The 24,496-nt window shown below is 32.9% G+C and carries 21 protein-coding genes, 1 pseudogene and 1 riboswitch; of the genes and pseudogenes, 15 read left to right on the forward strand and 7 right to left on the reverse strand.

Annotated features, from left to right (window positions below; translation table 11 throughout):
* The first annotated feature begins 237 nt into the window (after positions 1–237).
* Positions 238–1,404, forward strand: coding sequence for a nucleotide sugar dehydrogenase (locus ACH6CY_RS14135; RefSeq protein WP_374067978.1), 1,167 nt, complete (start codon positions 238–240; stop codon positions 1,402–1,404).
* A 194-nt stretch (positions 1,405–1,598) separates the two neighbouring features.
* A complete protein-coding gene (locus ACH6CY_RS14140) occupies positions 1,599–1,778 on the forward strand; it encodes a hypothetical protein (RefSeq protein ID WP_374067979.1) in 180 nt (59 codons plus the stop codon).
* A 23-nt stretch (positions 1,779–1,801) separates the two neighbouring features.
* Here the strand turns inward: ACH6CY_RS14140 and ACH6CY_RS14145 are convergent, their stop codons facing one another.
* The 6 genes from ACH6CY_RS14145 to ACH6CY_RS14170 form a co-directional block, all read right to left on the reverse strand.
* A complete protein-coding gene (locus tag ACH6CY_RS14145; protein ID WP_374067980.1) occupies positions 1,802–2,998 on the reverse strand; it encodes an MFS transporter in 1,197 nt (398 codons plus the stop codon).
* 127 nt (positions 2,999–3,125) lie between these two features.
* Positions 3,126–4,079: a magnesium/cobalt transporter CorA gene (corA, locus tag ACH6CY_RS14150; RefSeq protein WP_374067981.1), complete on the reverse strand. Its 954-nt coding sequence runs from the start codon at positions 4,077–4,079 to the stop codon at positions 3,126–3,128.
* Positions 4,080–4,215: 136 nt separating this feature from the next.
* Positions 4,216–4,683 (reverse strand): anaerobic ribonucleoside-triphosphate reductase activating protein, encoded by a 468-nt coding sequence (nrdG, locus tag ACH6CY_RS14155; RefSeq protein WP_374067982.1) that lies wholly within the window; start codon positions 4,681–4,683, stop codon positions 4,216–4,218.
* The gene (locus tag ACH6CY_RS14160) at positions 4,680–6,593 is read right to left on the reverse strand and encodes an anaerobic ribonucleoside triphosphate reductase (protein ID WP_374067998.1); all 1,914 of its coding nucleotides are present in this window, start codon (positions 6,591–6,593) and stop codon (positions 4,680–4,682) included. Before ACH6CY_RS14160 ends, nrdG begins: the two co-directional genes overlap by 4 nt.
* A 234-nt stretch (positions 6,594–6,827) precedes the next feature.
* Positions 6,828–7,544: an EAL domain-containing protein gene (locus tag ACH6CY_RS14165; RefSeq protein ID WP_374067983.1), complete on the reverse strand. Its 717-nt coding sequence runs from the start codon at positions 7,542–7,544 to the stop codon at positions 6,828–6,830.
* A gap of 86 nt (positions 7,545–7,630) precedes the next feature.
* Positions 7,631–7,724: riboswitch (cyclic di-GMP riboswitch) on the reverse strand.
* Between the two features lie 168 nt (positions 7,725–7,892).
* Positions 7,893–8,447 carry a nitroreductase family protein gene (locus ACH6CY_RS14170; protein ID WP_374067984.1) on the reverse strand — a complete coding sequence of 185 codons (555 nt, stop codon included), beginning with the start codon at positions 8,445–8,447 and terminating at the stop codon, positions 7,893–7,895.
* A gap of 219 nt (positions 8,448–8,666) precedes the next feature.
* Here ACH6CY_RS14170 and ACH6CY_RS14175 point away from each other — a divergent pair, with 219 nt between their 5' ends.
* The 13 genes from ACH6CY_RS14175 (at position 8,667) to ACH6CY_RS14235 (ending at position 23,886) form a co-directional block, all read left to right on the forward strand.
* Positions 8,667–9,413: a YveK family protein gene (locus ACH6CY_RS14175; RefSeq protein WP_374067985.1), complete on the forward strand. Its 747-nt coding sequence runs from the start codon at positions 8,667–8,669 to the stop codon at positions 9,411–9,413.
* Complete coding sequence (locus ACH6CY_RS14180) at positions 9,406–10,104, forward strand: CpsD/CapB family tyrosine-protein kinase (RefSeq protein ID WP_374067986.1); 699 nt, start codon at positions 9,406–9,408, stop codon at positions 10,102–10,104. Before ACH6CY_RS14175 ends, ACH6CY_RS14180 begins: the two co-directional genes overlap by 8 nt.
* Before the next feature lie 514 nt (positions 10,105–10,618).
* Entirely contained in the window at positions 10,619–11,386 is a 768-nt protein-coding gene (locus tag ACH6CY_RS14185; protein ID WP_374067987.1) for a tyrosine-protein phosphatase, read from the forward strand.
* A 63-nt stretch (positions 11,387–11,449) separates the two neighbouring features.
* On the forward strand, positions 11,450–12,328 hold the full coding sequence (gene galU, locus ACH6CY_RS14190) for a UTP--glucose-1-phosphate uridylyltransferase GalU (protein WP_374067988.1): 879 nt from the start codon (positions 11,450–11,452) through the stop codon (positions 12,326–12,328).
* A gap of 123 nt (positions 12,329–12,451) precedes the next feature.
* On the forward strand, positions 12,452–14,278 hold the full coding sequence (locus ACH6CY_RS14195) for a polysaccharide biosynthesis protein (RefSeq protein WP_374067989.1): 1,827 nt from the start codon (positions 12,452–12,454) through the stop codon (positions 14,276–14,278).
* A gap of 181 nt (positions 14,279–14,459) precedes the next feature.
* Positions 14,460–15,095: a sugar transferase gene (locus ACH6CY_RS14200; RefSeq protein ID WP_374067990.1), complete on the forward strand. Its 636-nt coding sequence runs from the start codon at positions 14,460–14,462 to the stop codon at positions 15,093–15,095.
* Positions 15,092–15,886: an NAD-dependent epimerase/dehydratase family protein gene (locus tag ACH6CY_RS14205; RefSeq protein WP_374067991.1), complete on the forward strand. Its 795-nt coding sequence runs from the start codon at positions 15,092–15,094 to the stop codon at positions 15,884–15,886. Before ACH6CY_RS14200 ends, ACH6CY_RS14205 begins: the two co-directional genes overlap by 4 nt.
* 18 nt (positions 15,887–15,904) lie before the next feature.
* The gene (locus ACH6CY_RS14210) at positions 15,905–17,026 is read left to right on the forward strand and encodes a glycosyltransferase family 4 protein (RefSeq protein ID WP_374067992.1); all 1,122 of its coding nucleotides are present in this window, start codon (positions 15,905–15,907) and stop codon (positions 17,024–17,026) included.
* Positions 17,023–18,360 carry an O-antigen polymerase gene (locus ACH6CY_RS14215; RefSeq protein WP_374067993.1) on the forward strand — a complete coding sequence of 446 codons (1,338 nt, stop codon included), beginning with the start codon at positions 17,023–17,025 and terminating at the stop codon, positions 18,358–18,360. The genes ACH6CY_RS14210 and ACH6CY_RS14215 overlap by 4 nt, the downstream gene beginning before the upstream one ends.
* A 31-nt stretch (positions 18,361–18,391) precedes the next feature.
* The gene (locus ACH6CY_RS14220; protein ID WP_374067994.1) at positions 18,392–19,495 is read left to right on the forward strand and encodes a glycosyltransferase; all 1,104 of its coding nucleotides are present in this window, start codon (positions 18,392–18,394) and stop codon (positions 19,493–19,495) included.
* Positions 19,488–20,804: a glycosyltransferase gene (locus tag ACH6CY_RS14225; protein WP_374067995.1), complete on the forward strand. Its 1,317-nt coding sequence runs from the start codon at positions 19,488–19,490 to the stop codon at positions 20,802–20,804. The genes ACH6CY_RS14220 and ACH6CY_RS14225 overlap by 8 nt, the downstream gene beginning before the upstream one ends.
* Positions 20,805–20,814: 10 nt before the next feature.
* Positions 20,815–22,110, forward strand: coding sequence for a polysaccharide pyruvyl transferase family protein (locus ACH6CY_RS14230; protein WP_374067996.1), 1,296 nt, complete (start codon positions 20,815–20,817; stop codon positions 22,108–22,110).
* Between the two features lie 351 nt (positions 22,111–22,461).
* Complete coding sequence (locus tag ACH6CY_RS14235; protein WP_374067997.1) at positions 22,462–23,886, forward strand: lipopolysaccharide biosynthesis protein; 1,425 nt, start codon at positions 22,462–22,464, stop codon at positions 23,884–23,886.
* A 187-nt stretch (positions 23,887–24,073) separates the two neighbouring features.
* On the opposite strand, the pseudogene ACH6CY_RS14240 reads toward ACH6CY_RS14235, so the two are convergent.
* Positions 24,074–24,274 (reverse strand): annotated as a pseudogene (locus ACH6CY_RS14240) (IS4 family transposase); the annotation flags it as partial.
* Positions 24,275–24,496: the final 222 nt, after the last annotated feature.

The raw sequence follows: 24,496 nt of genomic DNA on the forward strand, positions 1-24,496 counted from the left end.
GGAATTTTTTAAAATTACATTATTAATTTTCTGCAGGTCTTTGTATTTTTAAAAAGAGCAATTATGAAATTGATTCAACTTAATAATTATAATATATTTAAGAAAAGAAGTGAATAGATTTTTGTATTTTCTTAAAATTATCATTATTTCATACTAATCACCATAAAATTTAGGGACAGAGGCTTTTAATGTGTCAGCCCGCGCTGTCTCATTTTTTGTATGGAAGGTGAGATGATAATGAACATTACAGTCGTTGGTATGGGGTATGTTGGATTATCAAATGCCGTGCTGCTTGCACAACGAAACAGTGTAGTCGCATTAGATATTATCCCTAATAAAGTACAGTTAATTAACAATCAGTCTTGCCCAATTCAAGATACATATATTGAGGAATATTTACAAAGAAAAAAATTAGATCTTTATGCTACAACAGATAAACAGCTAGCTTATCAACATGGAGATATTATTATTATTTCTACACCTACAAATTATGATCCAGATAAGAATTATTTTGATACTAGCACAGTTGAAACAGTAATCGATGATGTAATCAAAGTGAATCCTGATGCAACAATGATTATCAAATCTACTGTTCCAGTTGGATATACGTTAGAAACAAGAGCAAAATTTAAAACGGAAAATATCATTTTTTCTCCTGAATTTCTTCGAGAGGGAAAAGCATTATATGATAACCTATATCCTTCACGTATCATTGTTGGAGAACAATCAGAACGAGCGCAACAGTTTGCAGTTTTACTTCAAAAAGGTGCGTTAAAAGAAAAAATAGATGTATTGTTTACTAATTCGACTGAAGCGGAAGCAATTAAGCTATTTGCAAATACGTACTTAGCAATGCGTGTCGCATTTTTCAATGAATTAGACACGTATGCGGAAGTGAGAGGTCTAGATACGAAACAAATCATCGAAGGAGTTGGATTGGATCCAAGAATAGGTACGCATTACAATAATCCTTCTTTCGGTTATGGTGGTTATTGTTTACCAAAAGACACCAAGCAACTGCTTGCGAATTATGAAGATGTGCCGAATAATATGATGGCGGCAATTGTTGATGCTAACCGTACGCGTAAAGATCATATTTCAGAAAGTATTCTTGCTAGAGAACCAAAAGTAGTAGGAATATATCGTTTAACAATGAAAACAGACTCTGATAATTTTAGGCAATCTGCCATTCAAGGGGTTATGAAACGAATTAAAGCGAAAGGAATTGAAGTGGTTGTATATGAGCCAGTAATAAAAGAAGAAACATTTTATCACTCGAAAATGATTAAAGATTTAGAAACATTTAAACAAATGTCTGACGTAATAGTAGCGAACAGAATAACAGATGAACTGAAAGATGTAACAGAAAAAGTATACACCAGAGACTTATTTAGCAGAGACTAGTTAGATAGAGTTGGAACAGGATAAAAGGATCGAATCTTTTATCCTGTTTTATTTACAATATTTATAAAAACGATTAACATTTTTTGAACGATGTGATAGAATCAATTTATTCCAAAAATGGCATATAAGATGGTTTAAACAAATAAATAAGCATTAGTTGATCAAAAAATTAGTTAACGAGGAATCAAATCAATATGAACAATGATAAATTACTAGATAGTGAAAAATTGAAAACGATTTTAACAAGCGTATACCAGAAGGACGAGCAAGGTGTGAGTTTAGAAGATATTATGGAAGACCTGAGAGAAGAATTAGCTCAAATGATACAAAAAGAAGAATGGGATAAAAAATCAAGTGTGCTATCTCGTTTTTAAGGAAGAATAATGGGACAGGGGAATTAGCTCCCTTGTCCCGTTTTACGACTCTTAAATAGTAATGTTACATACAAAAGCATTGAAATGACTACAGAGCACGCAGCTGTTAAGTAGATAAAGCTGTAGCCAAAGTTTGAGGCAATGACACCAAATGTCATGGCACCAATTCCAACACCTAAATCAAAAAAGGCAAAGAATGTGGCGTTTGCCATTCCTTTTCGATTGGAAGCTGCTTGATCAACAGCCCATGCTTGTAGAGCTGGTTGGACACTACCGAAACCAAGTCCATAGAGTGCAGCTGCTGTATACAAAACAAACGTACTAGGTAGCCATACAAGTAGTAGCATCGCTGTGAAGATTAATAACGCCCCCGGTAAAAATACCGCAACATGTCCTTTCTGGTCATATAACCTACCCGCAAACGTTCGAGAAATCATCAAAAATAAGGCGTAAGTTAGAAAGTAAATCTCTATTCCATCCATGCCTTTTTCTGCCGTGTATAAAGGAAGAAAAGAAGCAATTCCACCAAATGTTACTGTAATAAAAAACAATAACGTTGCAGGTTTTATTGCACTTTTTTCAAAAATATCGAATTTAATAGTCGTTGTTTTATGCTTGGAATGCTCGACTTTTTTGTATTGAATTTGTGTCGATAAAATAAAGGCAACCAAACCTAATGCCGCACATATGATGAATAATTGTGAGAATGTTAAAGTGCCAATTAATGTTAGCCCAAGTGCTGGTCCAAATGCTAGGGCAAGATTTCCCGACAACCCGAAGTAGCCCATTCCTTCTCCTCGTCGGCTTGGTGGGATTAAATCGGTTGCAATTGTACCAGTCGCAGTGGTGGAGAATCCCCAACCAATTCCTTGTAACATGCGCATTGCAATTAAAAATCCAATACTAGCAATAATTGAATACGAACCGACAGAGAGGACAAAGATTCCTAAGCCGATCATATAGACAAATTGTCGACCTTTTGACTCTAATGCATGTCCAGCATATGGTCGGAATAATAATGCAGAGAATGTAAATATACCAGTAACAATTCCGATTAATTGATCACTACCACCAAGATGTTGAACAAATAACGGAATTGTAGGTAATGTCATTTGAAATCCTAAGAAAATAAAAAAGTTTGCCACACAAATAAGGGCAAAGTCTTTCGTCCAAATCTTTTCTTTTGTTATTGTTGCATGTGTTTGTTTACCATTTGGCATGTGTTTATTTCTACCTTCTTTCCTTCGTAACTCGAAATATATATTATACCTTACTACTTCACTTTTGAAAAGAGAAACACTAGGGTCAGCTTTTGTCAAAAAAAAGCTGGAATGCCTACTTCCTTCGTTAAAACCACCTTTTTCGCTTGAACCATGCGAACATGGCAATAGCAATCACTACCATCACACCGAGTGTAATATAGTACCCTGCATCTGTTTGAAGTTCTGGCATATAAGTAAAGTTCATCCCATATATACCTGCAATTAAAGTAAGCGGTGCAAAGATAGACGTAATAATTGTTAGTACTTTCATTACCTCATTAGTTTGATGGGAGTTTAAAGATAAATAATTATCTCGAATATCATTAGCAATGTCACGATTCGATGCTACCATTTCGGAAAGCTTTAATAAATGATCATAGATATCGGTAAAGTATGCTCGACGATCCTTAATTCCCTTAAGATGACTAGAATTTAACATACGATAAAATAGATCACGAACCGGATTAATGGTATGTCGCAATTGTAACAACTGATGTCTTATGTCGAATAAATTATCTAACAATACAGGCATCGTTTTTTCATTTGGATTATTCTCGACTTCATTCAGTTCATCCTCAATCGAATAGATGATCGGAAAATAATGATCAACAATTTTGTCCAATATTTCATAGAACACACGATACGAATCCCACTTTTCAATTTGTTCCTCACGCAATTTTTTTAGACGCTGCCATACTTGATTAATTTGAATAGAGGATTGGTGATGGAACGTGACAATCGCATTTTCACTCAAAAAGAAATCATGCTCTAGCTGATTTAATGTCATCGGTTCAATCGCATGCATAATGAAAAAACTAAAATCATCATAATAATCCAGTTTTGCACGTTGTAAGTTTTGCAAACAATCCTCGATGGCCAAGGGGTGAAAGTGTAATGTCTTTTCAAGATGAATGACTTCTTCTGACGTTGGTTGGTCAAAGTCAATCCAATACCATTGATAATCAATGGTAGACAGATCCTCCATTGCATCTAATTCTATTAGTTGTTGCTGCTTCGTTACTGCAATAATTTGTATCATTTGATAATTCTCCCCTCTCAATCACTAGTATACCCTTGAAAGATGAACAGAAAACGAAACTGAGGCAAAGAAGTCTGTCCTTTTGGGCCTCAACAAAATAAATAAAATGGGACGAGGAGGTTACCCCCTTGTCCCATTAAAGCATTACTTCCATTTTATTTAAGTCAATTACACGTTGGTTTCGGCTTCCTCTAAATGATAAGGATAGATCTTTTTCTGCTAAAATAAATGGTCCATCGACAAGCACGTCACAATAGCTAAGCAATTCACACTGGTAAGGATTTTTTGATTGCTGCAATTGCTCTAATGTGAACCCGCTATAAGCCCAGATGTGTTTGCCCATCGCTTTTAGTCGCTTAGCAACTCTTGCTACTTCTTCTGCTTGAAAGAAAGGCTCACCACCAGACAAAGTAATATCGGTTAATGGATTGCTTCCAGCTTCTTCAACGACTTCATCAACAGTCATTTCTGTTCCATTCCGGATATTCCAGCTTGCTGGATTATGACATCCTTTGCAGAAGTGCGGGCATCCTGCAAAGAAAATTACCGTACGCAAGCCTTCCCCATCTACAACGGAATCGTGTAAAATGTTCATTACCTTCATGAATGATCAGCGCTTTTCTGTACAGTAGCTCCATTAACACGGCTGGTTTGGTGCTTCACACGCTGGCTTTCTTCTGCTCGTTTAGCAGAATTCCATTTCTTCATATCTCCAACAAGATAACCAGTAATTCGGCGAATCCGTTCTACTCTTTCTTGATCATCATTCTGGCATTTAGGGCAAGCATGATCGATAATCCCTGTATACCCGCAAGCTTTACAACGGTCGACTGGGTGATTAATTGATCCATAACCAAAGTCACTTGCTGCCATTGCTTTAACTAATGTATCAAGTGCTTTTGTGTTTTTAGAAACGTCACCATCACATTCAATGTAAGAGATATGTCCACCATTACACAATTTATGAAAAGCCCCTTCTTTACGAATTTTATCAATCGCACGAATAGCGTAATAAACAGGAACATGGAAAGAGTTCGTGTAATAATCCCGCTCTGTTATACCAGGAAGGTTACCGAATTCCTTTTGATCACTTCTCGTGAATTTTCCGGATAATCCTTCTGCGGGTGTTGCAATAAGAGAAAAATTCAAATCATATTGATCGGCAGCTTGATCTGCGCGCTTTCTCATGTGAGAAACAATTTGATACCCTAATTCATACGCATCATCTGATTCTCCGTGATGTTCACCAGTTAGCGCTTTTAATGCTTCAGCTAATCCGATAAAGCCAATACTTAGTGTGCCGTGTTTTAATACGTCTGCTAGTTCGTCTTCAGCGGCCAACTTTTCACTGTCTTTCCACACCCCTTGGCTATATAAAAAAGAAAAGTGCTGTGCTTTTTTCTTTATCTGAAAAGCATACCGTTCCAATAATTGTTTAATCACTAGATCAATATAGTGGTCTAATTTATTGAAAAAACTAACAGTGTCATAAGAAGTCAATGCTATTTTCACAAGATTAATCGATGTAAATGATAAATTCCCACGCTTAATTCCATTTTCTACCCCGTGCCGATTGCCCATCACACGTGTACGACAACCCATGTAGGCAACTTCAGATTCTGTTGTACCATCATAATACTGCCCGTTGAAGGTAGAGTCTATGAAACTGAAATTCGGAAATAATCGTTCAGCAGTCGTCTCTAATGCTAGCTGATAGAGATCATAGTTTCGTTCGCCAGATTCAAAGTTGATTCCTTTTTTCATTTTAAAAATTTGAATTGGAAAAATAGGTGTTTCACCATTTCCTAGCCCTGCTTTTGTTGCAAGCAATAAGTTTTTTACAAATAAGCGACCTTCGTCTGAAGTATCAGTGCCGTAGTTAACTGAAACAAACGGTACTTGCCCACCGCCACGCGAATGCATAGAGTTACAGTTATGAACAAAAGCTTCACACGCTTGATACACGTCACGATCTGTTTCATTCCAAGCTGCTTCGTCAAGTGCTCGTTCGGTAAGTGTAGCTGCATAACGCTTGATGCGTTTTTTATGTTTTAAGAAAGTTTTATGTACATAAGGTGCAAGGTCTTTATCAAACATTGGATAGCTTTGTCCACCGTGCTGCATATTTTGGTTTGATTGAAAAATAATAGAGGCAAGTGCCATTGCGCTTAAAATATCATTCGGTTCCCGCATATAGCCATGACCAGTATTAAAGCCATCTTTTAATATTTCGCCCAATGGAATTTGACAACAAGTCGTTGTTCCAGTCGGCATAAAGTCAAGATCATGTGGATGAATAAAATTTTCTTCCATCGCTTGCGTGATGTCTGGACTTAACATGACTTTTTTGGCATAATGTTTAGATGCCTCAGATGCGAATTTGGACATTTGTCCCATTGGTGACTGACCATCGACATTCGCATTCTCTTGAATTAAATCTTGATTACTAGAATCAACAATTTGATCTATCGCTTCTAGTAAGTGATCCTCTGTCTCTTTTGTGAGCGTTGGCATGGTTAGCATAAAATCCACTCCTGTTTCAATATATTGTACGCATTACGCGATTCAGTTACTATATATAGTATACGATTGTTAGTTTAGCATGTGAAAAGAAGAAAAAACTGTGACATACATCACAGTTCATGATTAAAAAAAGCCATATAGTAAGTGGGACAAGGAAAAATCCTCCTCTTCTTTTTTTTTTTAAGGACCAACTACTCTCTGACACTTGGCTCTTATACTCAAGTATTATTCCCATCTTTCTATGCTTGTTGGTTTTCCTAACAAGAATCCTTGTGCATGTGTAACGCCAAGCGCTTTAGCGACTCGGTGTTCCTCTTCCGTTTCCACACCCTCCAATATCAATGTGATTCCATTTTCTTTACAATATTGTAGAAAGAAACGAATTAAATTTTGTTTCTTTTTTGATTGATCTAAACATTTAGAGAAAATCCGATCTAATTTAATATATTTTGCTTCGAAGTTGATCATCCTATCAAAATTTGCATACCCTTTGCCTACGTCGTCTAAAGCAAATATGTAACCTTGATTTTTGAGTGTTTTAATATGTTTCTTGAATAATGCTGGATCTTCAACAACCTCTGATTCGGAAATTTCTAAAACAATTTGATTTTTACTAATTTGGTTATCTATTAGCACACAGTTAAGAAAGGATTCAAAATCATCATTGACGATAGTAGAAGGGAAGACATTAATAAATAGAAGCGCTCTTTGCTTTTTAACTGCTGAAGAACAAAAAGTTATCACCGCTTTCTTAATTGATCTTGAGTCTAATTCGTATAAACGTTTTGCTTTTTTTGCCTCTTGAAACATGCACAATGGATTTGGGAATAAACTAGTACGTAAAAGTACTTCATAACCGATTTTCTCTTGCGTATTTGTGCTGAAAATAGGCTGGAAATAATGGTGGAATTTTTCTTTTTCAATCAGTGTATCAATTAACATGCACACAACTCCTTGTTAATCATACCTTTATGAATGAAAAAGGTGAACACTACTAATCTAGGAGGTTCACCTTTTCAATGGAGTTCTTCGGTAACTTGGCAATCATAGCATTAAAATATTTTATGCTTTAGACCCATAGCTTTGCGTCCTTACCTTTCGATAAGTTTGCCATTGTCGGTAAACAGGATATGTATTTTTTATATATTATATCAAAATTCTACAAAATTCCAATATTTTTCACAATAAATGTAATAGAGGAAAAAGTCATAATTTTAAATGGAGAGACGGTTGAGCAGAAGTTGATTCCTAAAAATAAGATAAAGGGTCTTTACTGTTGCCCGATCTCGGCTAGAATTTTCCTTCATGAATGAAGTCTTGTAATGGGTGACGAGTAGAAGGCATCTCACGTGCTTGTAATTCAGAAGATAATGTTGCTTTATTTCCTTGATATCCTAAAGCTACGACAGTATGCAGTTGATACTCATCAGGAATTTCTAACACTACACGTGCCTTTTCTTTATTGAATCCACCCATTGGATGGGTAATTAGCCCGTTTTCGAGCGCTTGCAATGCGAAAAAACCAAAAGCTATTCCTGTGTCAAATGTGTGTGAACTTCCTTTTTTCTTAGAAAGAAATAAAATTAGTACAGGTGCCTTTTCGGACCACACTCGGTTGCCATCCATAATAAACGAGTGGAAACGTTCGCGATCATCCTTTGTTCGTGCAATAATAAATCGCCAAGGCTGTAAATTCATACTAGAAGGTGCCCAACGAGCTGCTTCTAATGCACGAAATACTAAATCATCAGGAACATCTTTTTCAAGAAACGCTCTTGGTGACCAACGTTTCGTAAATTGCTCATGGATGGAAAAATCCGCTTTGCGATTGTGTTTAATAGTCATTCTAAAGTCCTCCTAATAAACAAGTTTATTTCCGCAATTATACATAAATTCAAACAAATAAGGAAGGGTGTGTCGCTTGTTCTATTGTAGTTTCTTGTAAATTCCGATGAAAGTTTGAGAAAATTCTGTCCAAAAAGATAGAACATTGTGATATAATTTCGTTTGTATGAGTTTAAATGATCGAGATGCTAACAATAAACATGCAGGGGGATCGACAGTATGGAAGAAACAATATCATTGAAAGAAATAATGGAGGTATTGAAGAAGCGTTTTGGTCTCATTTTCTTACTTATTATTGGAGCAGCACTTATTAGTGGGCTAGTCACCTACTTCTTCATTACACCCACCTATCAATCTAGTTCACAATTCATTGTGAATCAAAAATCAACAGAATCTGATCAAGTAGATTATAATGAAATCCGTTCTAATGTGGAAATTATTAATACATACAACGTAGTTATTCGTAGTCCACGAATTCTAGATGAAGTAATCAACGAACTAGATCTGACAATCTCAGCAGGTACTTTAAGAGAAAAAATTAATGTCGGTAGTGAGCAGAATTCCCAAGTGGTTACCGTGACTGCAACAGATCCAGACCCAGCAATTGCAGTAGCTATTGCAAATAAAACGGTTGAAATTTTCCAACAAGACATTGGCGATTTAATGAATGTAGACAATGTTAGTGTCCTATCTGAAGCGGAATTAGATGCCGACCCATCACCAGTCAACCCGAAACCGATGTTAAATATTGTAATTGCACTTGTAGTAGGCGCAATGGCAGGAGTAGGGCTAGCCTTTTTGTTAGAATATTTAGATAATACATTAAAAACAGAGCAAGACGTCGAACAAAAATTAGGACTTCCAGTAATAGGAGCAATCTCGCACATTAAAGAATCAGACTTATCATCTGTCCAGTATCAATCACCAAACATGAGAAAACGAGAAAGGGGAACGTTCAGTGGATAAAAGAAAGAAGCAAGCTAGAAATACAATGATGCGCCATTTAATCACAAAATTAAATCCGAAGTCCCCTATATCTGAGCAATATCGTACGATTAGAACGAATTTGCAATTTTCATCGATCGATGATGAAATGCAGAAAATATTAATTACATCTTCTGCTCCATCTGAAGGAAAGTCGTCAACCGTTGCAAATCTAGCAATCGTATTTGCGCAACAAGGGAAGAAAGTATTACTGGTTGATGGTGATATGCGCAAGCCAACTGTACATTACACGTTTCGAATCGATAATCGACGTGGGTTAAGCAGTGCCTTAGTTGGCGAGACAACTTTAGAGGAATCTATTAATAAAACTGATATAACCAATTTAGATATTTTAACTTGTGGACCAGTGCCGCCGAATCCTTCTGAATTACTAGCTTCAAAAGCAATGGAAGCTTTAGTGAATCGTGCTAGTGAATATTATGACATCATTCTATTTGACACCCCGCCAGTGCTGGCGGTAACGGATGCACAAATCTTAGCAAATGTATGTGATGGATCGATTCTAGTCCTTCGTAGTAAACAAACCGATTATGAAGCCGCACAAAAAGCACGGGATCTACTAAAGCCAGCACGTGCCAAGCTGTTAGGAGCTGTGCTGAACGACCGTGAAATGAAAAAAGGAAGAGACTACTATTACTATTATGGTAACTAGTCAAAGCTTTTACAGATCATATGAAAAAACACCGACATTCCATCAACATAGATTTCGGTGTTTTTTTCTATACTATTTTAAGCACACATCGACGTATTATAAGAAAAAACGCAAAAAATTACAGTATAAAAAAATTTTATCTTTAATTCAAGGGCAAGCAGTAATTGAATGGGAAGCGATTTTTACCAATCTAAATAATTTTTAGAGAAATAACACATAGCAATGACTTAAATAACTAGTTTTGATAGAGGAAAAACCATTACATATAATAAAAAGTACTGATAAAAGAATTAAATAAACATAGTTTTCTATTCGCTCAGTTATTTATTGTGTTATTTTATTTCTTCTTTTCCCTTTGTCAAGAAAACATCATAGTGGAAAGGCGTTTATCCATAGGTATATTGATCTATTTTCTTTTTTGTTATAATATGCATTGTCTATTTCTAAGTCTTTTAATTCCTGCTATAATAAAACTATTGTGTGTAACAAAGTTATTTGAAAAGGTTGTGCGTGTATGATTGACATTCATTCTCATATTCTACCAGGTATAGATGACGGAGCGAAACATTTGGAAGAAAGTGTTGCGATGGCACGTGCAGCAGTGTTAGAAGGAATTCATACAGTGATCGCCACGCCACATCATAAAAATGGCCGTTATGATAATACGAAAGAAATGATCCTACCATTAGTAGATCAATTGAATACTAGGTTACAACAAGAAGAAATTCCACTCACTGTTTTACCTGGGCAAGAGTCACGTATTTACGGAGAAATGATAGAGGATTGCGAAGAAGGAGTAATTCTTCCGTTGAATAAAAATACTCGATACGTATTTGTTGAATTACCTTCTAGTAATGTACCGCGATATGCAAAGAAGTTGTTGTTTGATATGCAGTTAAACGATCTTAAACCAATTATTGTTCACCCAGAACGAAATAAAGTAATTATGGAAGACCCTAGTATTCTATACGATTTCGTTCGAAATGGGGCATTAACTCAAATTACCGCAGCAAGCGTGACCGGTCATTTCGGTAAGAAAATTAAGAAATTCACTCAAGAATTAATCAAATTGAATTTGACACATTTCATTGCTTCAGATGCGCATAATACATCATCTCGTGGTTTTCGTATCCAAGAAGCAAGTCAAGTCATCCAAGATACGTTTGGTCATTCGATGTTATGTTATTTTATGGAAAATGCGCAATGCATGATAAATGATGACACGGTAATTGGTGACGAACCAATTAAACCAAAGCAGAAAAAAATATTAGGCTTGTTTTAAATCCTATACTTACGATAAGCTAGTAGTTGAAGTGTAATAGATGAAGAAGGAGAGAAGGACAAAATGAAGAAAGTCAGAAAGGCGATTATTCCAGCAGCAGGCTTGGGAACACGATTTTTACCAGCAACGAAAGCAATGCCAAAAGAAATGTTGCCAATCGTAGATAAACCAACGATTCAATACATTGTTGAGGAAGCAGTAGCTTCAGGAATTGAAGATATTATTATTGTCACCGGTAAAGGGAAGCGTGCGATTGAAGATCATTTTGATTTTGCACCAGAATTAGAACAAAATCTCCGTGAAAAAGGAAAAAATGATTTATTGCAAAAAGTAGAACAGTCAACTAAATTAGCGGATATTCATTATATTCGTCAAAAAGAACCAAAAGGATTAGGTCATGCCGTTTGGTGCGCGCGAAAGTTTATTGGTGACGAACCATTTGCTGTTTTACTTGGAGACGATATCGTACAAAGCGATGTCCCATGTTTGAAGCAGTTGATTAATCAATATGAAGAAACGGAATCATCAGTGATTGGTGTACAACAAGTACCTGAAGGCGAAACACATCGTTATGGTATTGTTGATCCTAGTGAGCAAAATGATCGTCGCTATCAAGTAAGTAATTTCGTAGAGAAACCTGCACAAGGTACAGCGCCGTCTAATCTTGCAATTATGGGTCGTTATGTATTCACACCGGAAATTTTCCGTTTTCTTGATCGCCAGCAAATTGGTGCAGGAGGCGAAATTCAATTAACTGACGCAATCCAAATGTTAAATGAGATTCAGAAAGTATATGCGTATGATTTCCACGGGCATCGCCATGATGTGGGAGAGAAGCTAGGTTTTATTAAAACGACGATAGAATTTGCTTTGCAAAATAAAGAAATTGGTGCAGAAGTAAGAGATGTATTAAAAGAGTTATTAGCAGAAGATAAAAAATAAAAAGACATAAGGGAGTGATGCAAATCTACTCCCTTGCTTTATTATGCTAATTCTACATAATAGAGCATAAGAAATAAAGCCAATACTATTATATTAGCTTGGTAAAGGAAGGGAGGAAAAATAATGTCCTATCGATCAAGAATGATGTTCCTTATGGCATTAGATTCATTGATTATAAGCTCAGCTGTCTTTCTTGCATCATGGATAGTATATCCTAGTATCTCTTCTGGATCAATTAATGTACTCATCATCAGTTCTATTTCATTATTATTGTTTCACCACCTATTTGCCATGAAATATAAGCTTTACCACAAAGTATGGTCTTATGCAAGCATTGGTGAATTAGTAGCCATCGTCAAAGCAATTAGTTTATCTATGTTAGCTACAGCTATCATTCAATTTCTTATTAATGATTTTACTATTTATAAACGTGCACTAATTGTGACTTGGCTATTACATATCTTCCTTATCGGTGGATCACGTTTTGTTTGGCGTATTTATCGCGATCGGTTTATTATTGCAAATGCCGAGCAGAAGCGCACCTTAATTGTAGGCGCTGGATCTGCTGGTGCAATGATTGCAAGGCAGTTAAAAAACGAACCAAATCATACTGATCTTTGTCCAGTAGCCTTTGTTGATGATGACTTTACCAAACACAAAATGGAGCTGTACGGGATACCAGTAGTTCAATCAACCGATCATATTGCATCAATTGTCGAAAGATTCAAAATAGATCACATCGTCATTGCAATTCCCTCTTTAACAAATGGGGAGTTAGCTGAAGTATTAGAACGTTGTAACCAAACAGAAGCAAAAGTACAAATGCTACCAAAAATCGAAGACCTGGCAAGTGGGCGTGTGTCCGTATCTGCACTAAGGAATGTCGATGTAGAAGACGTACTAGGCCGTGCTCCTGTTAAACTAGATATTACAAAAATATCAGAATACGTAACAAACAATACCGTAATAGTGACCGGCGCTGGCGGATCAATTGGTTCAGAGATTTGTAGGCAATTAATGCGTTTCACCCCAAGTAGAATTGTGTTAGTAGGTCATGGTGAATTCAGTATTTACACAATTGATATGGAGCTAAGAGAAAAGTTTGCGGAAATGGATACAGAAATTATACCAATTATAGGTGATGTTCAAGACCGTAAACGGATTTTTGAGATTGTTGAAACCTATCAACCTACTATTATATATCATGCCGCAGCGCATAAGCATGTTCCATTAATGGAATTTAATCCACATGAAGCAATTAAGAATAATGTGATTGGTACGAAAAATGTCGCAGAAGCAGCCGATACCTTTCATGTAAATACATTTGTATTAGTATCGACCGACAAAGCAGTTAACCCAACCAATGTGATGGGGGCGACAAAGCGTGTTGCGGAAATGGTTGTACAAAATTTAGCTAAACATTCGAAATCCAAGTTTGTAGCCGTGCGATTCGGTAATGTATTAGGAAGCCGCGGCAGTGTCATTCCGTTGTTTAAAAAACAAATTGAGAAAGGTGGACCAGTTACGGTCACCCATCCAGAAATGACACGTTATTTTATGACGATACCAGAAGCATCTCGTCTAGTGATTCAAGCAGGAACATTAGCCCATGGTGGAGAAATTTTTGTGTTAGACATGGGTGAACCTGTTAAAATAGTTGATCTTGCAAAGAATTTAATCAAGCTGTCTGGCTATACCGAAGAAGAAATTCCAATCACTTACTCAGGTATTCGTCCTGGTGAGAAAATGTTTGAGGAATTACTCGGGGAAAACGAAGTACATCCAGATGAGGTATATGAAAAGATTTATGTTGGTCGGACAATGGAAATTGATACAGCGCAATTATCGCAATTAATTAACCAATTTGAAACCTATTCAACTGTTGAATTGAAAGATACATTGATGGGGATTGTATATCAAGAGTCAAATTTGGGTGTGGTGGAGAATTAAATTTGTGAAAAATTAAAACAGCTACTCCTAGTAAAAAGCTAGGGGTAGCGGTTTGATTTATGTTAATTGGAACGTGTAATTTTAGTGAAAAACTAGTTTAGTGGATTAGTAGTTGGTTGGAGGTGGATTGCTTATTTTAGCTAAGTGATAATTTACTGAAAATCTTAAGGAGAGTTTTGACATGTATATGAAAGTAAAGAGATTAATTGACTTCATCCTTTCTTTAATTGGATTTATAATGTTATTACCCATATATATAATTCTTACTATCGCAATAAAGCTTGAATCAAAAGGACCGGTTCTTTTTAAACAAAAACGTATAGGTATTAATAAAACACATTTCAATATGTTGAAATTTCGTACGATGAGAATAGACACACCTAAAGATACGCCTACTCATTTACTTGAAAATCCAGAACAATACATTACTAAAATGGGAAAGTTTTTAAGAAAGACTTCTCTAGATGAACTTCCACAAATTTGGAATATCATTACTGGACAAATGAGTATTATTGGACCACGTCCGGCATTGTGGAATCAATATGATCTAATAAATGAACGAAATAAATATGGTGCAAATAATGTTCCTCCAGGGTTAACTGGGTGGGCTCAAATTAATGGAAGAGATGAACTTGCAATTGAAATTAAAGCCAAATTAGACGGGGAATATGTTCAGAAGGTTAGTTTTAGGATGGATGTCAAATGTTTTTTTGGTACTATTGTGAGTGTTGTTAAGAGTGATGGGGTTATTGAAGGTGGTACTGGTAGGACAGGAATCGATGAAGTAGCAAGTAACAAGGAGAGCATTTCTAGATGAAGAAAATATTAATTACTGGTAAGAACAGTTATGTAGGTACTAGTTTTGAAAAGTGGCTTGAAAAGTATCCTGAAGACTATTTAATAGATTCTATTAGTTTGAGAGACGGATCGTGGAGAGAAAAGGACTTATCTGCTTATGATGTAGTGCTCCACGTTGCTGCTATAGTCCACAAAAAAGAAAATTCGAACATGCAATCTTTGTACAATAAAGTAAATAGAGATCTGCCAATAGAAATTGCAATAAAAGCAAAGGAAGCAGGAGTAAAACAATTTATATTTATAAGCACGTTGGCTGTTTATGGTCAAGAGGGTAAGATTGGTCAAGAAGTACTTATTACAAAAGATACTAATCTTGAACCTAACACACTTTATGGTAAGAGTAAGCTTCAAGCTGAGTGCGAATTACAGAGTATGACGGATGAAACTTTTAAAATTGTAATTTTAAGACCACCCTTGATATATGGTCCTAATTGTCCTGGGAATTATACAAGATTAAAAAATATAGCTTTAAAGACTCCGGTGTTTCCACAGATAGAAAATCAAAGAAGTATGTTAAATATCGATAGGCTTTGTTTCTATATGAAAGAATATATAGATCTAAACGTAGTGGGTGTATACTTACCTCAAGATGAAACTTATGCAAATACTAGTTATCTTGTAAAAAAGATTTCACAGGATAATGGAAAAAAAGTTTATATGTCAAAATTTTTGGGTTGGTTGATAATAATTTTTGGAAAGAAAATAAATTTATTTAGAAAGCTTTTTGGGAATTTAACTATTATTAGATAGATACATAGAGGTGATAAGATGGAAAAAATTCTTTTTGTAGCCACAATTGATCAACATATAAGGCACTTTCACTACCCTTTTTTAAAATGGTTTAAGAATAAAGGCTATGAAGTACATGTCGCGAGTAATGGAGAAGAAAAATTACTTCATGTAGATAAAAAATACAATCTTCCACTTGAACGCTCTCCTTTTAAGAAGAATAATATTTTAGCTTACAGACAATTAAAAAAGATTATTAAAAATAATAACTATAAACTTGTCCACTGTCACACTCCAATGGGTGGCGCAATAACTAGATTAGCTTCACTAGCTGCAAGAAGAAAAGGACTAAAAGTAATATATACTGCTCATGGTTTTCATTTTTTTAAAGGTGCTCCTAAAAAAAATTGGTTGCTATATTATCCTATTGAAAAAGTTTTATCAAGGTTTACCGATACGTTAATTACAATAAATGAAGAAGATTATAACCTAGCAATAAAAAAGTTTAAAGTTAGTAAGATTGAACTTGTTAACGGTGTGGGGGTTGATTTAAGTAGGTTTCAGCCTCAGACAAACCAACTTAAATCTGAATTGAGAAAAAAGCTTGGGTATAAAGATGACGATTTTTTAGTCATTTATGTAGGTGAATTAAGTTATCGTAAACATCAAGATACTATTATTAAATCAATAAATTTAATGAAGGAAGATATACCTAACTTAAAACTTATATTAGTTGGAGAAGGCGATTATTATTATAGATATGCTAAACTAATTGAATCATTAAATCTTACTAATACAGTTCAATTACTTGGCTATCGTACAGACGTTCTAGAATTAATGCTGATTTCAGATGTGGCTGTATCGTCTTCGCGTCAAGAGGGGTTACCTGTAAATGTAATGGAGGCTATGGCGGTAGGTTTACCTGTAATAGTATCTAATTGTAGAGGAAATAATGACTTGGTTAAAAATGGATTAAATGGGTTTGTTGTAAATGATAGTCCTTTAGAATTTAAAAAACATATTACAAAGCTTGAAAAAAACAGAGACCTTATTATAGATATTCGCTCTAAAAACTTGGAGGATATTAATGATCTATCAACACAAAAAATTTTAAGTATAATGAGCAATATTTATACGACAGAAATGGAAGATATTAAATGAAAAAAACTAAAATTTTAATTGTAATATTACTATTGTGTATTCTAATAAATAGTATATTTCTTAATACAATAGCTGGGGTATTACTCATGATAACTCATGTTATGCTATTGAGTGGCAGTATAATAAATTATAACCGATCAACTGATATTTTTTCCCCAATCTCAATAACGTTTATTGCATTTATTATCTCTTTCTCTATCAAAGGAATCTATATTCTTGCTATAGACAAACTAGAACCAAATCAAATGATTCTTCCTTTAGTATACTACATTATTTTTTTGGGTTTTTTTATGTTCGGACTAATAGTAATGCCAATAAAAAAAATTCCTGTATTTTATATAAATTTAGCATCTAGAGAAATTAAATTTAACAAAATTAAATACCTTACTTTGTTTGTTGCATTTATAGGTTTTTTTATATATTTCGCAAAAATTGGAACAGTTGATTTTTCATATTTAGTCTCAAATTTACTTGATAATAGACGTATATTTCAAAATAGTGGCGGTTTATATTTTCAGACTATTATTTTACTTTTGATTCAAACAGCCCTATACATAAATGTAATTATTGCTTATCTGTATAAAAAAGAAAAGTGGAGTTGGGTAATATATTTAATATTAGTGATTAACATTTTCATCACCTTTACTTTGGGAGGTAGAGGAATGATTATACTCCCTATTATTTCTATATTTTTTTATAAATTTAAAATTACTAACATTGTTGAATGGAAGAAAATATTCTTGTTTGGTTCTTTTTTTATAGTTTTTTCTGGTTGGTATGGTTTATTTAGAGATGGTCTCACTACAGGTTTTATCACATCTTTAAAACAATTAAGGTTAGTAGAATTTATTGAGAATATTTTAAATAGATACGTACAATTCGATAACTTTATAAAGCTTGTTGGTAGTCCTACTGATTTCACATTTGGAAAATCATTTGTAGATTTTATTTTATCACCAATTCCCAGAAGTATATTACCTGATAAGCCTTATAATTTTAATTCTCAAATGACTCAAATCTATCATCCAGAACAATTTGATAATTTTATTGTAACTGACTTCACTGTGTTAGGTGAGCTTTTACTTAATTTTGGTATATTAGGATTAGTATTTGGAGGATTTATATTTGGTATTTTAATAGGATATTTTAATAAAATATATACAACTTTTAATGATGCTTTTTTTTATTTATGGTACCCTTTTATGATGTTAAAGCCAATGAGTATACTCTATGGGGGAATGATAAATTCAACAGTAAATATGATGTTTCTATTAGAAACCCCAATTTTAATTCTGTTGTGGTTATTTTATTCTAAGAAGAAGTCAAAAATTTAAAGTAATTATTACTTAAAAGGTGGGATGAATTATGATTGATAAAAAAAAAATCAAGGTTGTATATATAATTCTTAACGGTGATGTTTATGGAGGATCAGAAAAACACGTTGTGGATTTGGGTAATTTAGTTTCAGATAATAAGTATGATAAGTACATAATTTATTCAAAAGGGAATAAAATGATCAAACATATTGACAAAAAGTTAATGAGTAATTGTATAGCGGTTGATAGAAATTTGTTAAACATAAAACAAATAACAAATATAGTGAAAAAAATAAATCCAGATATACTTCATTTGCATGCAGCTCGAGGGATTTTTATAGGAAGAATAGTTGGTTTTATATGCCAAAAAATATACAAAATGAAATTAAAGATTATGACAACATCTCACGGACTTTGGTTGCCAAAAAATAAAAATAATTTTATATATAAGTATCTAATGCATTTTATGAAGAAATTAGATAAGGCTACAATTGCGGTTTCAGAGAGATCTAAGAAAGAATTATTAGAAATAGGGTATAAATCAGATCAAGTATATACTATTTATAACGGTGTCGATTTTAAAAAATTTGACGTGTATAGAAAAATAAAAAAAAAAATATATAATATCTCCTTTGTAGGAAGATTTACTGAACAAAAAGGGATTAGGTATCTTATGGAAGCTATAAATGACCTTAAATCAAATCTGCACTTTCACATATATGGTGAAGGAGAGTTAGAAAACTATATTAATGACTATATTAAAAAAAACCAGTTAAATAATGTCAAATTAATGGGTTACAGCGATAATGTGGGAGAAGTTTTTAAGGATACAGATTTGTTAATTGCCCCCTCTATCAATGAAGGTCTTCCATACACCTTAGTAGAAGCAATTAATTGCGGAGTTCCAATAATATCTACAAATGTAGGTGGAATTCCTGAAATTGTCGAGCATGGAAGGAATGGACTGTTGATTAAGCCTAGCTCAACAACGGCATTAGTTAACGCATTAGAAGAAGTGAAGAAAATGGATATATCTTCATTTTCTAAAGAATCAATCGTAATTTCAAAAAAATTTTCAGTAAAATCAATGGTGGAGAGTGTAGAAATGGTATATGAAAAGGTTATGGCTTTAGGTGGATCAAGTAATGAATAATAAAAAAAACATTATTGTATTCATGTATAATTTTCCGCCAATTGGAGCTGGTAGGGGAATCGCTTGGACCTACTTTGCCAAAGAACTTGCAATAGATTACAATGTTCGAATAATTACAATTGATCCCTCAGAGTCAGATCCCATGTACAATAATTCTAAATTGAATTTAGTAGGTGAATCTTACAAAATACATAGAACAAATCCAGGCAAATTTTATAGGTTTCTCTATCCTAAAAAGAAAAGCGTAGTTAAATCAAAAGCTATTAAGACTAAATCTAATAAATACAAAATCAAAAAAATTTTAAGTAGCTTATACAAAAATATAATTAGAGCAACTATTTTTCCAGATAGAATGATTTTTTGGAATAAACATGCTTATAGGGAATTTATTAAAATTAATGAAAATAATCCTACAGATATAATTGTTACTGTTGGTTTTCCGTTTTCCACTCACTTGTTAGGAATGAAAATAAAACGTAAATTCGGGTGTAGATTGATATTAGATTATGGTGATCCTTGGTCTTTTAATCCATCAAATGAAACAATACCAAAGTGGCGAAGTCGTTTAGATTACTTTTTTGAAAAAAAAGTAATCAATCATTCAGATTATATTACAGTGACAACCGATAGTACTTGTTCTCAGTATAAAAAGATCTACAACCTATCAAATAAGATTAAGGTAATAAGACAAGGTGTTGATTTAGTTAAATATAATTCCGTATTTAATCAAAATACAGATAAAAAAAGAAAAACAAATATTATTAAGTTATTTTATTCTGGAATATTCTATTACGATATTAGAAATCCTAAGCAGTTTTTTAGAGCATTATCCTTGATAGATTTTAACAGAATTACAGATTTAACCATAGATATTACAATCGCTGGCAAGATGGAACAATATGTACTTGATTACGTTAATAAGCTTTCTTTCTCTAAAAATTTAATTATTAATTTCATTGGAAATATTCCATTTGAAGATGTAATAAGACTACAAATTGAATGCGACTCACTTCTATATTTCGGTAATGAAGGAGATCTTCAAGTTCCAGGAAAATTATATGAATATATTGCGGCTCGACGTCCCATTTTTGCAATTGCACCAGTTTTTGATGAATCGTGTGAAATTATTACTAAAAATAATAGAGGTTTTGTTGTAGAAAATGATGCTTTTAAAATAAAAGAAGAATTTATTAGGTTTTTAAATAGTATTATCGATAATTCATCTACATTTAACCTAAATGAAGTACAGGATTTTGACTGGGGAAAAATAGGTAAGCAGTATAAAGAAATTATTGATAAATTTGTTTAGGAGGACAATTATGAATAAATTAGTAATTACAAATGGGTGGTCGGATCTTAACGCAGGAGATAGTGCAATTATTATGAGTATTATCAAAAGATTTGAGTTGGAATATGGCAATCAATTTAGTGTTAAAATTCTATCTGAACTGAATGAAAAAAACTCTTTTTATATCAATAGTATTGATAAAATAAAAGAAGTTTTTCCACATATTGAAATTGAACTGCTTTCATCCCCTTTCTACAAAGTGTATGATGGGAAGAAAACTAGTAAATTGAAGGAAATAGTAAGCTTATTTCGTAATTTACTGTGTCTGATTTTTTTGAGATTTAGTAAAAAAGGTGATTATTATTCAGCGATTTCAGAAGCAGATGTTGTAGTATCCAAGGGTGGTCATTTCTTACATGATAGAAGAGGTTTGAAAAGTATAGTTCATTTATTTAAATGCTTATATCCAATAATTATCGCGAAAAAATTAGGTAAAAATTACTATTTCATGGCTCAATCTATAGGCCCTTTTTTTAATAACACAATATTATCAAAAATCAACCGAAATTTTGTTAAATATTATTTAAATCAATCTCAAGGAGTGTCTGTAAGAGAAGAAGTTTCTTTCGATGCTATGAAAGAAATGAATATTAATGATGAACTCCTTCATAAGACTAGTGATTATGGATTTTTAGTAAATAAGATTGAATACAATCAGAGACTTTATAAAATAAGTGGAAAATATATTGTCATTACATTAAGACAGCATAAATTTAAAAATTCTGAAGGGGAATATAATTATCTTAATACAATCAAAGCTTTATCAAATTTTATATTTGAAAATTATGGGTTTAAAACTTTAGTTGTTCCACATGTGAAAGGACCCAACGATTTTGAAAATGATGATATCATTACTAGAAAATTTCAAAGGATGTTAACTTATGATGAAAGTAAGTATTTTATTTTTAATTATGATTATTTACATGCTAAGGAATTAGTTGATTTGTATTCAAATAGTGAAATACTTATAGGAACTAGGTTTCATTCTGTGATTTTCGGATTATGTTCTTCAATTCCTTCAATTGCAATATCCTATTCTGGATTTAAGGCTAACATCATGAAGCAATTTGATATGGATAAATTTATGATTAATATTGAAGAAGTTAATAGTGACAATCTGGAAAAACTAAAATATCAAGTATCTACTTTAATCGAAAACAATGTTACTTACCGTAAAAAAATTCAGGAAAGATTAAATGTTGTCATAGATTTTATTATTGATGACCCAGTTTTCAAATCAATAAAGAAAGTAATTGATAAACGGTAAAAATTTTAGTTTGAATTCAGTATTTAAATTTTTGTGGATTACTAAAAAAGCTTACAAATCTTCTTTATAAAACAAAAAATGCAAAAGTAAATTTTAAAATTGCTTGATGTATTCGTGGATTGCAAAGAAAAATTATTAAATATCTATATGTTTACAATGACAAGTCTAAAGACAGTAATAAAATTAAGTGATTTAACCCATCTAATTCTCTACTAATTTGAAAACTACGCAAGATTTTAACAATAACAAATAATATACCAAAGAGAGGAATATGGGTTATTAAATGCGTTTATTAGATAAATAACTTTTAAGGATCTTGTCAAAACATTTATTGAAGAAAAGAGAGAAAAAATGAGTTTTAATTATAGACAGTTTTTTAAAAATTTCTCATATGCCGTTTCATCTAATCTAATTTCTTTGCTAATAACAACATTAGTTGTACTTATAGTACCTAAATTGATTGGTGTAAATGAGTATGGTTATTGGCAACTATATATTTTTTATGCATCATATGTGGGTTTTTTACATTTTGGATGGAGTGACGGCATTTATTTAAGAGAAGGGGGAAAGACATATCAAGAATTAGATAAAACGAAAATCTTTAGCCAGTTTTATATGCTAATTTTAACACAATTACTATTGGCAATATTGGTTATTATTTTAGCAAAAGAATTTATACATGACGAAAATAAAATTACAATTTTTAATTTAATTGCAATTACAATGGTAATAATGAACGTTAGAAGCCTTCCATTATTTGTCTTACAAGCAACGAATAGGATTAAAGAATATGCTCATATTACTATTACTGATAGAATTATATATTTGATTTTAATTATCATAGCTTTGTTATTTGGTGTAACAAACTTTGAGATTCTAATTATTGCTGATATCTTTGGAAGGACAATTTCTTTGTGGCTTACGATTTTTTACTGTAGAGACATGATTATACGACCTATTTCGGAATTTAAACCGTCGTTTATTGAGGTTTTTAATAATATTAATGTTGGTATTAAACTAATGTTAGCTTTCATTTCTAGTTTATTGATAATTGGAGTAGTTAGATTTGGGATTGAAAGAGTTTGGGATGTGGAAACTTTCGGTAAAGTTTCACTTACACTTAGTATTTCTAACTTAATGATGTTACTTATTAATGCTATCGGTTTAATTCTATTTCCTGTATTAAGGAGAACTGCTACGGAGAATTTATCAAAAATATATCTAAATATTCGTGATTCAATAATGGTAATTTTACTAGGTTTACTAATATTGTATTACCCTTTAAAAGAAGTGATGGTGTTATGGCTTCCTGGGTATAAAGATAGCCTTATGTATATGACTTTGGTTTTTCCTATGTTTCTATTTGAAGGAAGAATGGCGCTGTTAATTAATACCTATTTAAAAACAATGCGTCAAGAGAAATTAATGTTAAAAGTGAATATGATCACTTTACTTTTAAGTGTTTGTGTGACATTTCTCAGTGCAGTTGTTTTTAGAAATTTGGAACTAACAGTCTTAGCAATTGTTATTCTGTTGGCTTTCAAATCAATATTTGCTGAATTAGTTCTGTCGAAAATTTTAAAAATAAATTTGGTGAAAGATATTACAGGCGAAATAATTTTAACATTATTATTTATAATTTCCGGATGGTTTATAGATTCTTGGCAGACTCCTATCATTTATGGGCTTGGTTATATTGTATACTTAGTTATAAAAAGGAAAAATATTAATAAAACAATAAGTATTTTTAAAAATATATTAATTAGTGACAAATAATTAGGATATTTCTGATGAATATATTTTAAGTTATGGGTTCACTAGCGTTGCATAAATATTTTCGTGATTTTCAGTTTAATTATTCTTGCTATTTAGAGCCAAAAAAGTAAATACCCAACTAAAGGTGGCTCCATCCGTTTGGTAATTAATTTACAATTATCCTAGTGCAACGACAACAAAATGCATATTAAGGTACGCCTTTCCCTTCAATCTTTCGAATCCAGATACGTGCCTGTTTCCATAAAGCAGCCTTTAAATAACGGCTAATTTGTAAGGTTTTTCGCTTGTTTTTTGTTCCGATTTGCGCAAGCACGTGCAGGAAAAAAACAATAAGTGCGATAAACACTTGATTTTGAATAGCCCATTCACTTTGACCGTAAAACTTTTTGTAAGCGTCAAACAGCCCACACCTTCTATTTAGGTATGGGCTCGTTTATACTATAACCAAGATTTAATTTGGACTTTGATAATTTAATGGAAGCGTTATTGACCAAGGCAGAAGTTGATCTATCATTTCTACGTTTGCCGTATCGATGTAAGCGTCAAATACTACACACGTATGCAACTCAGTCTCCAGATGAGATAATCTTCATAGATTAATTCTCGAAGG

This window comes from Paraliobacillus sp. JSM ZJ581 (assembly GCF_044383835.1).
GTDB lineage: Bacteria > Bacillota > Bacilli > Bacillales > Amphibacillaceae > Paraliobacillus.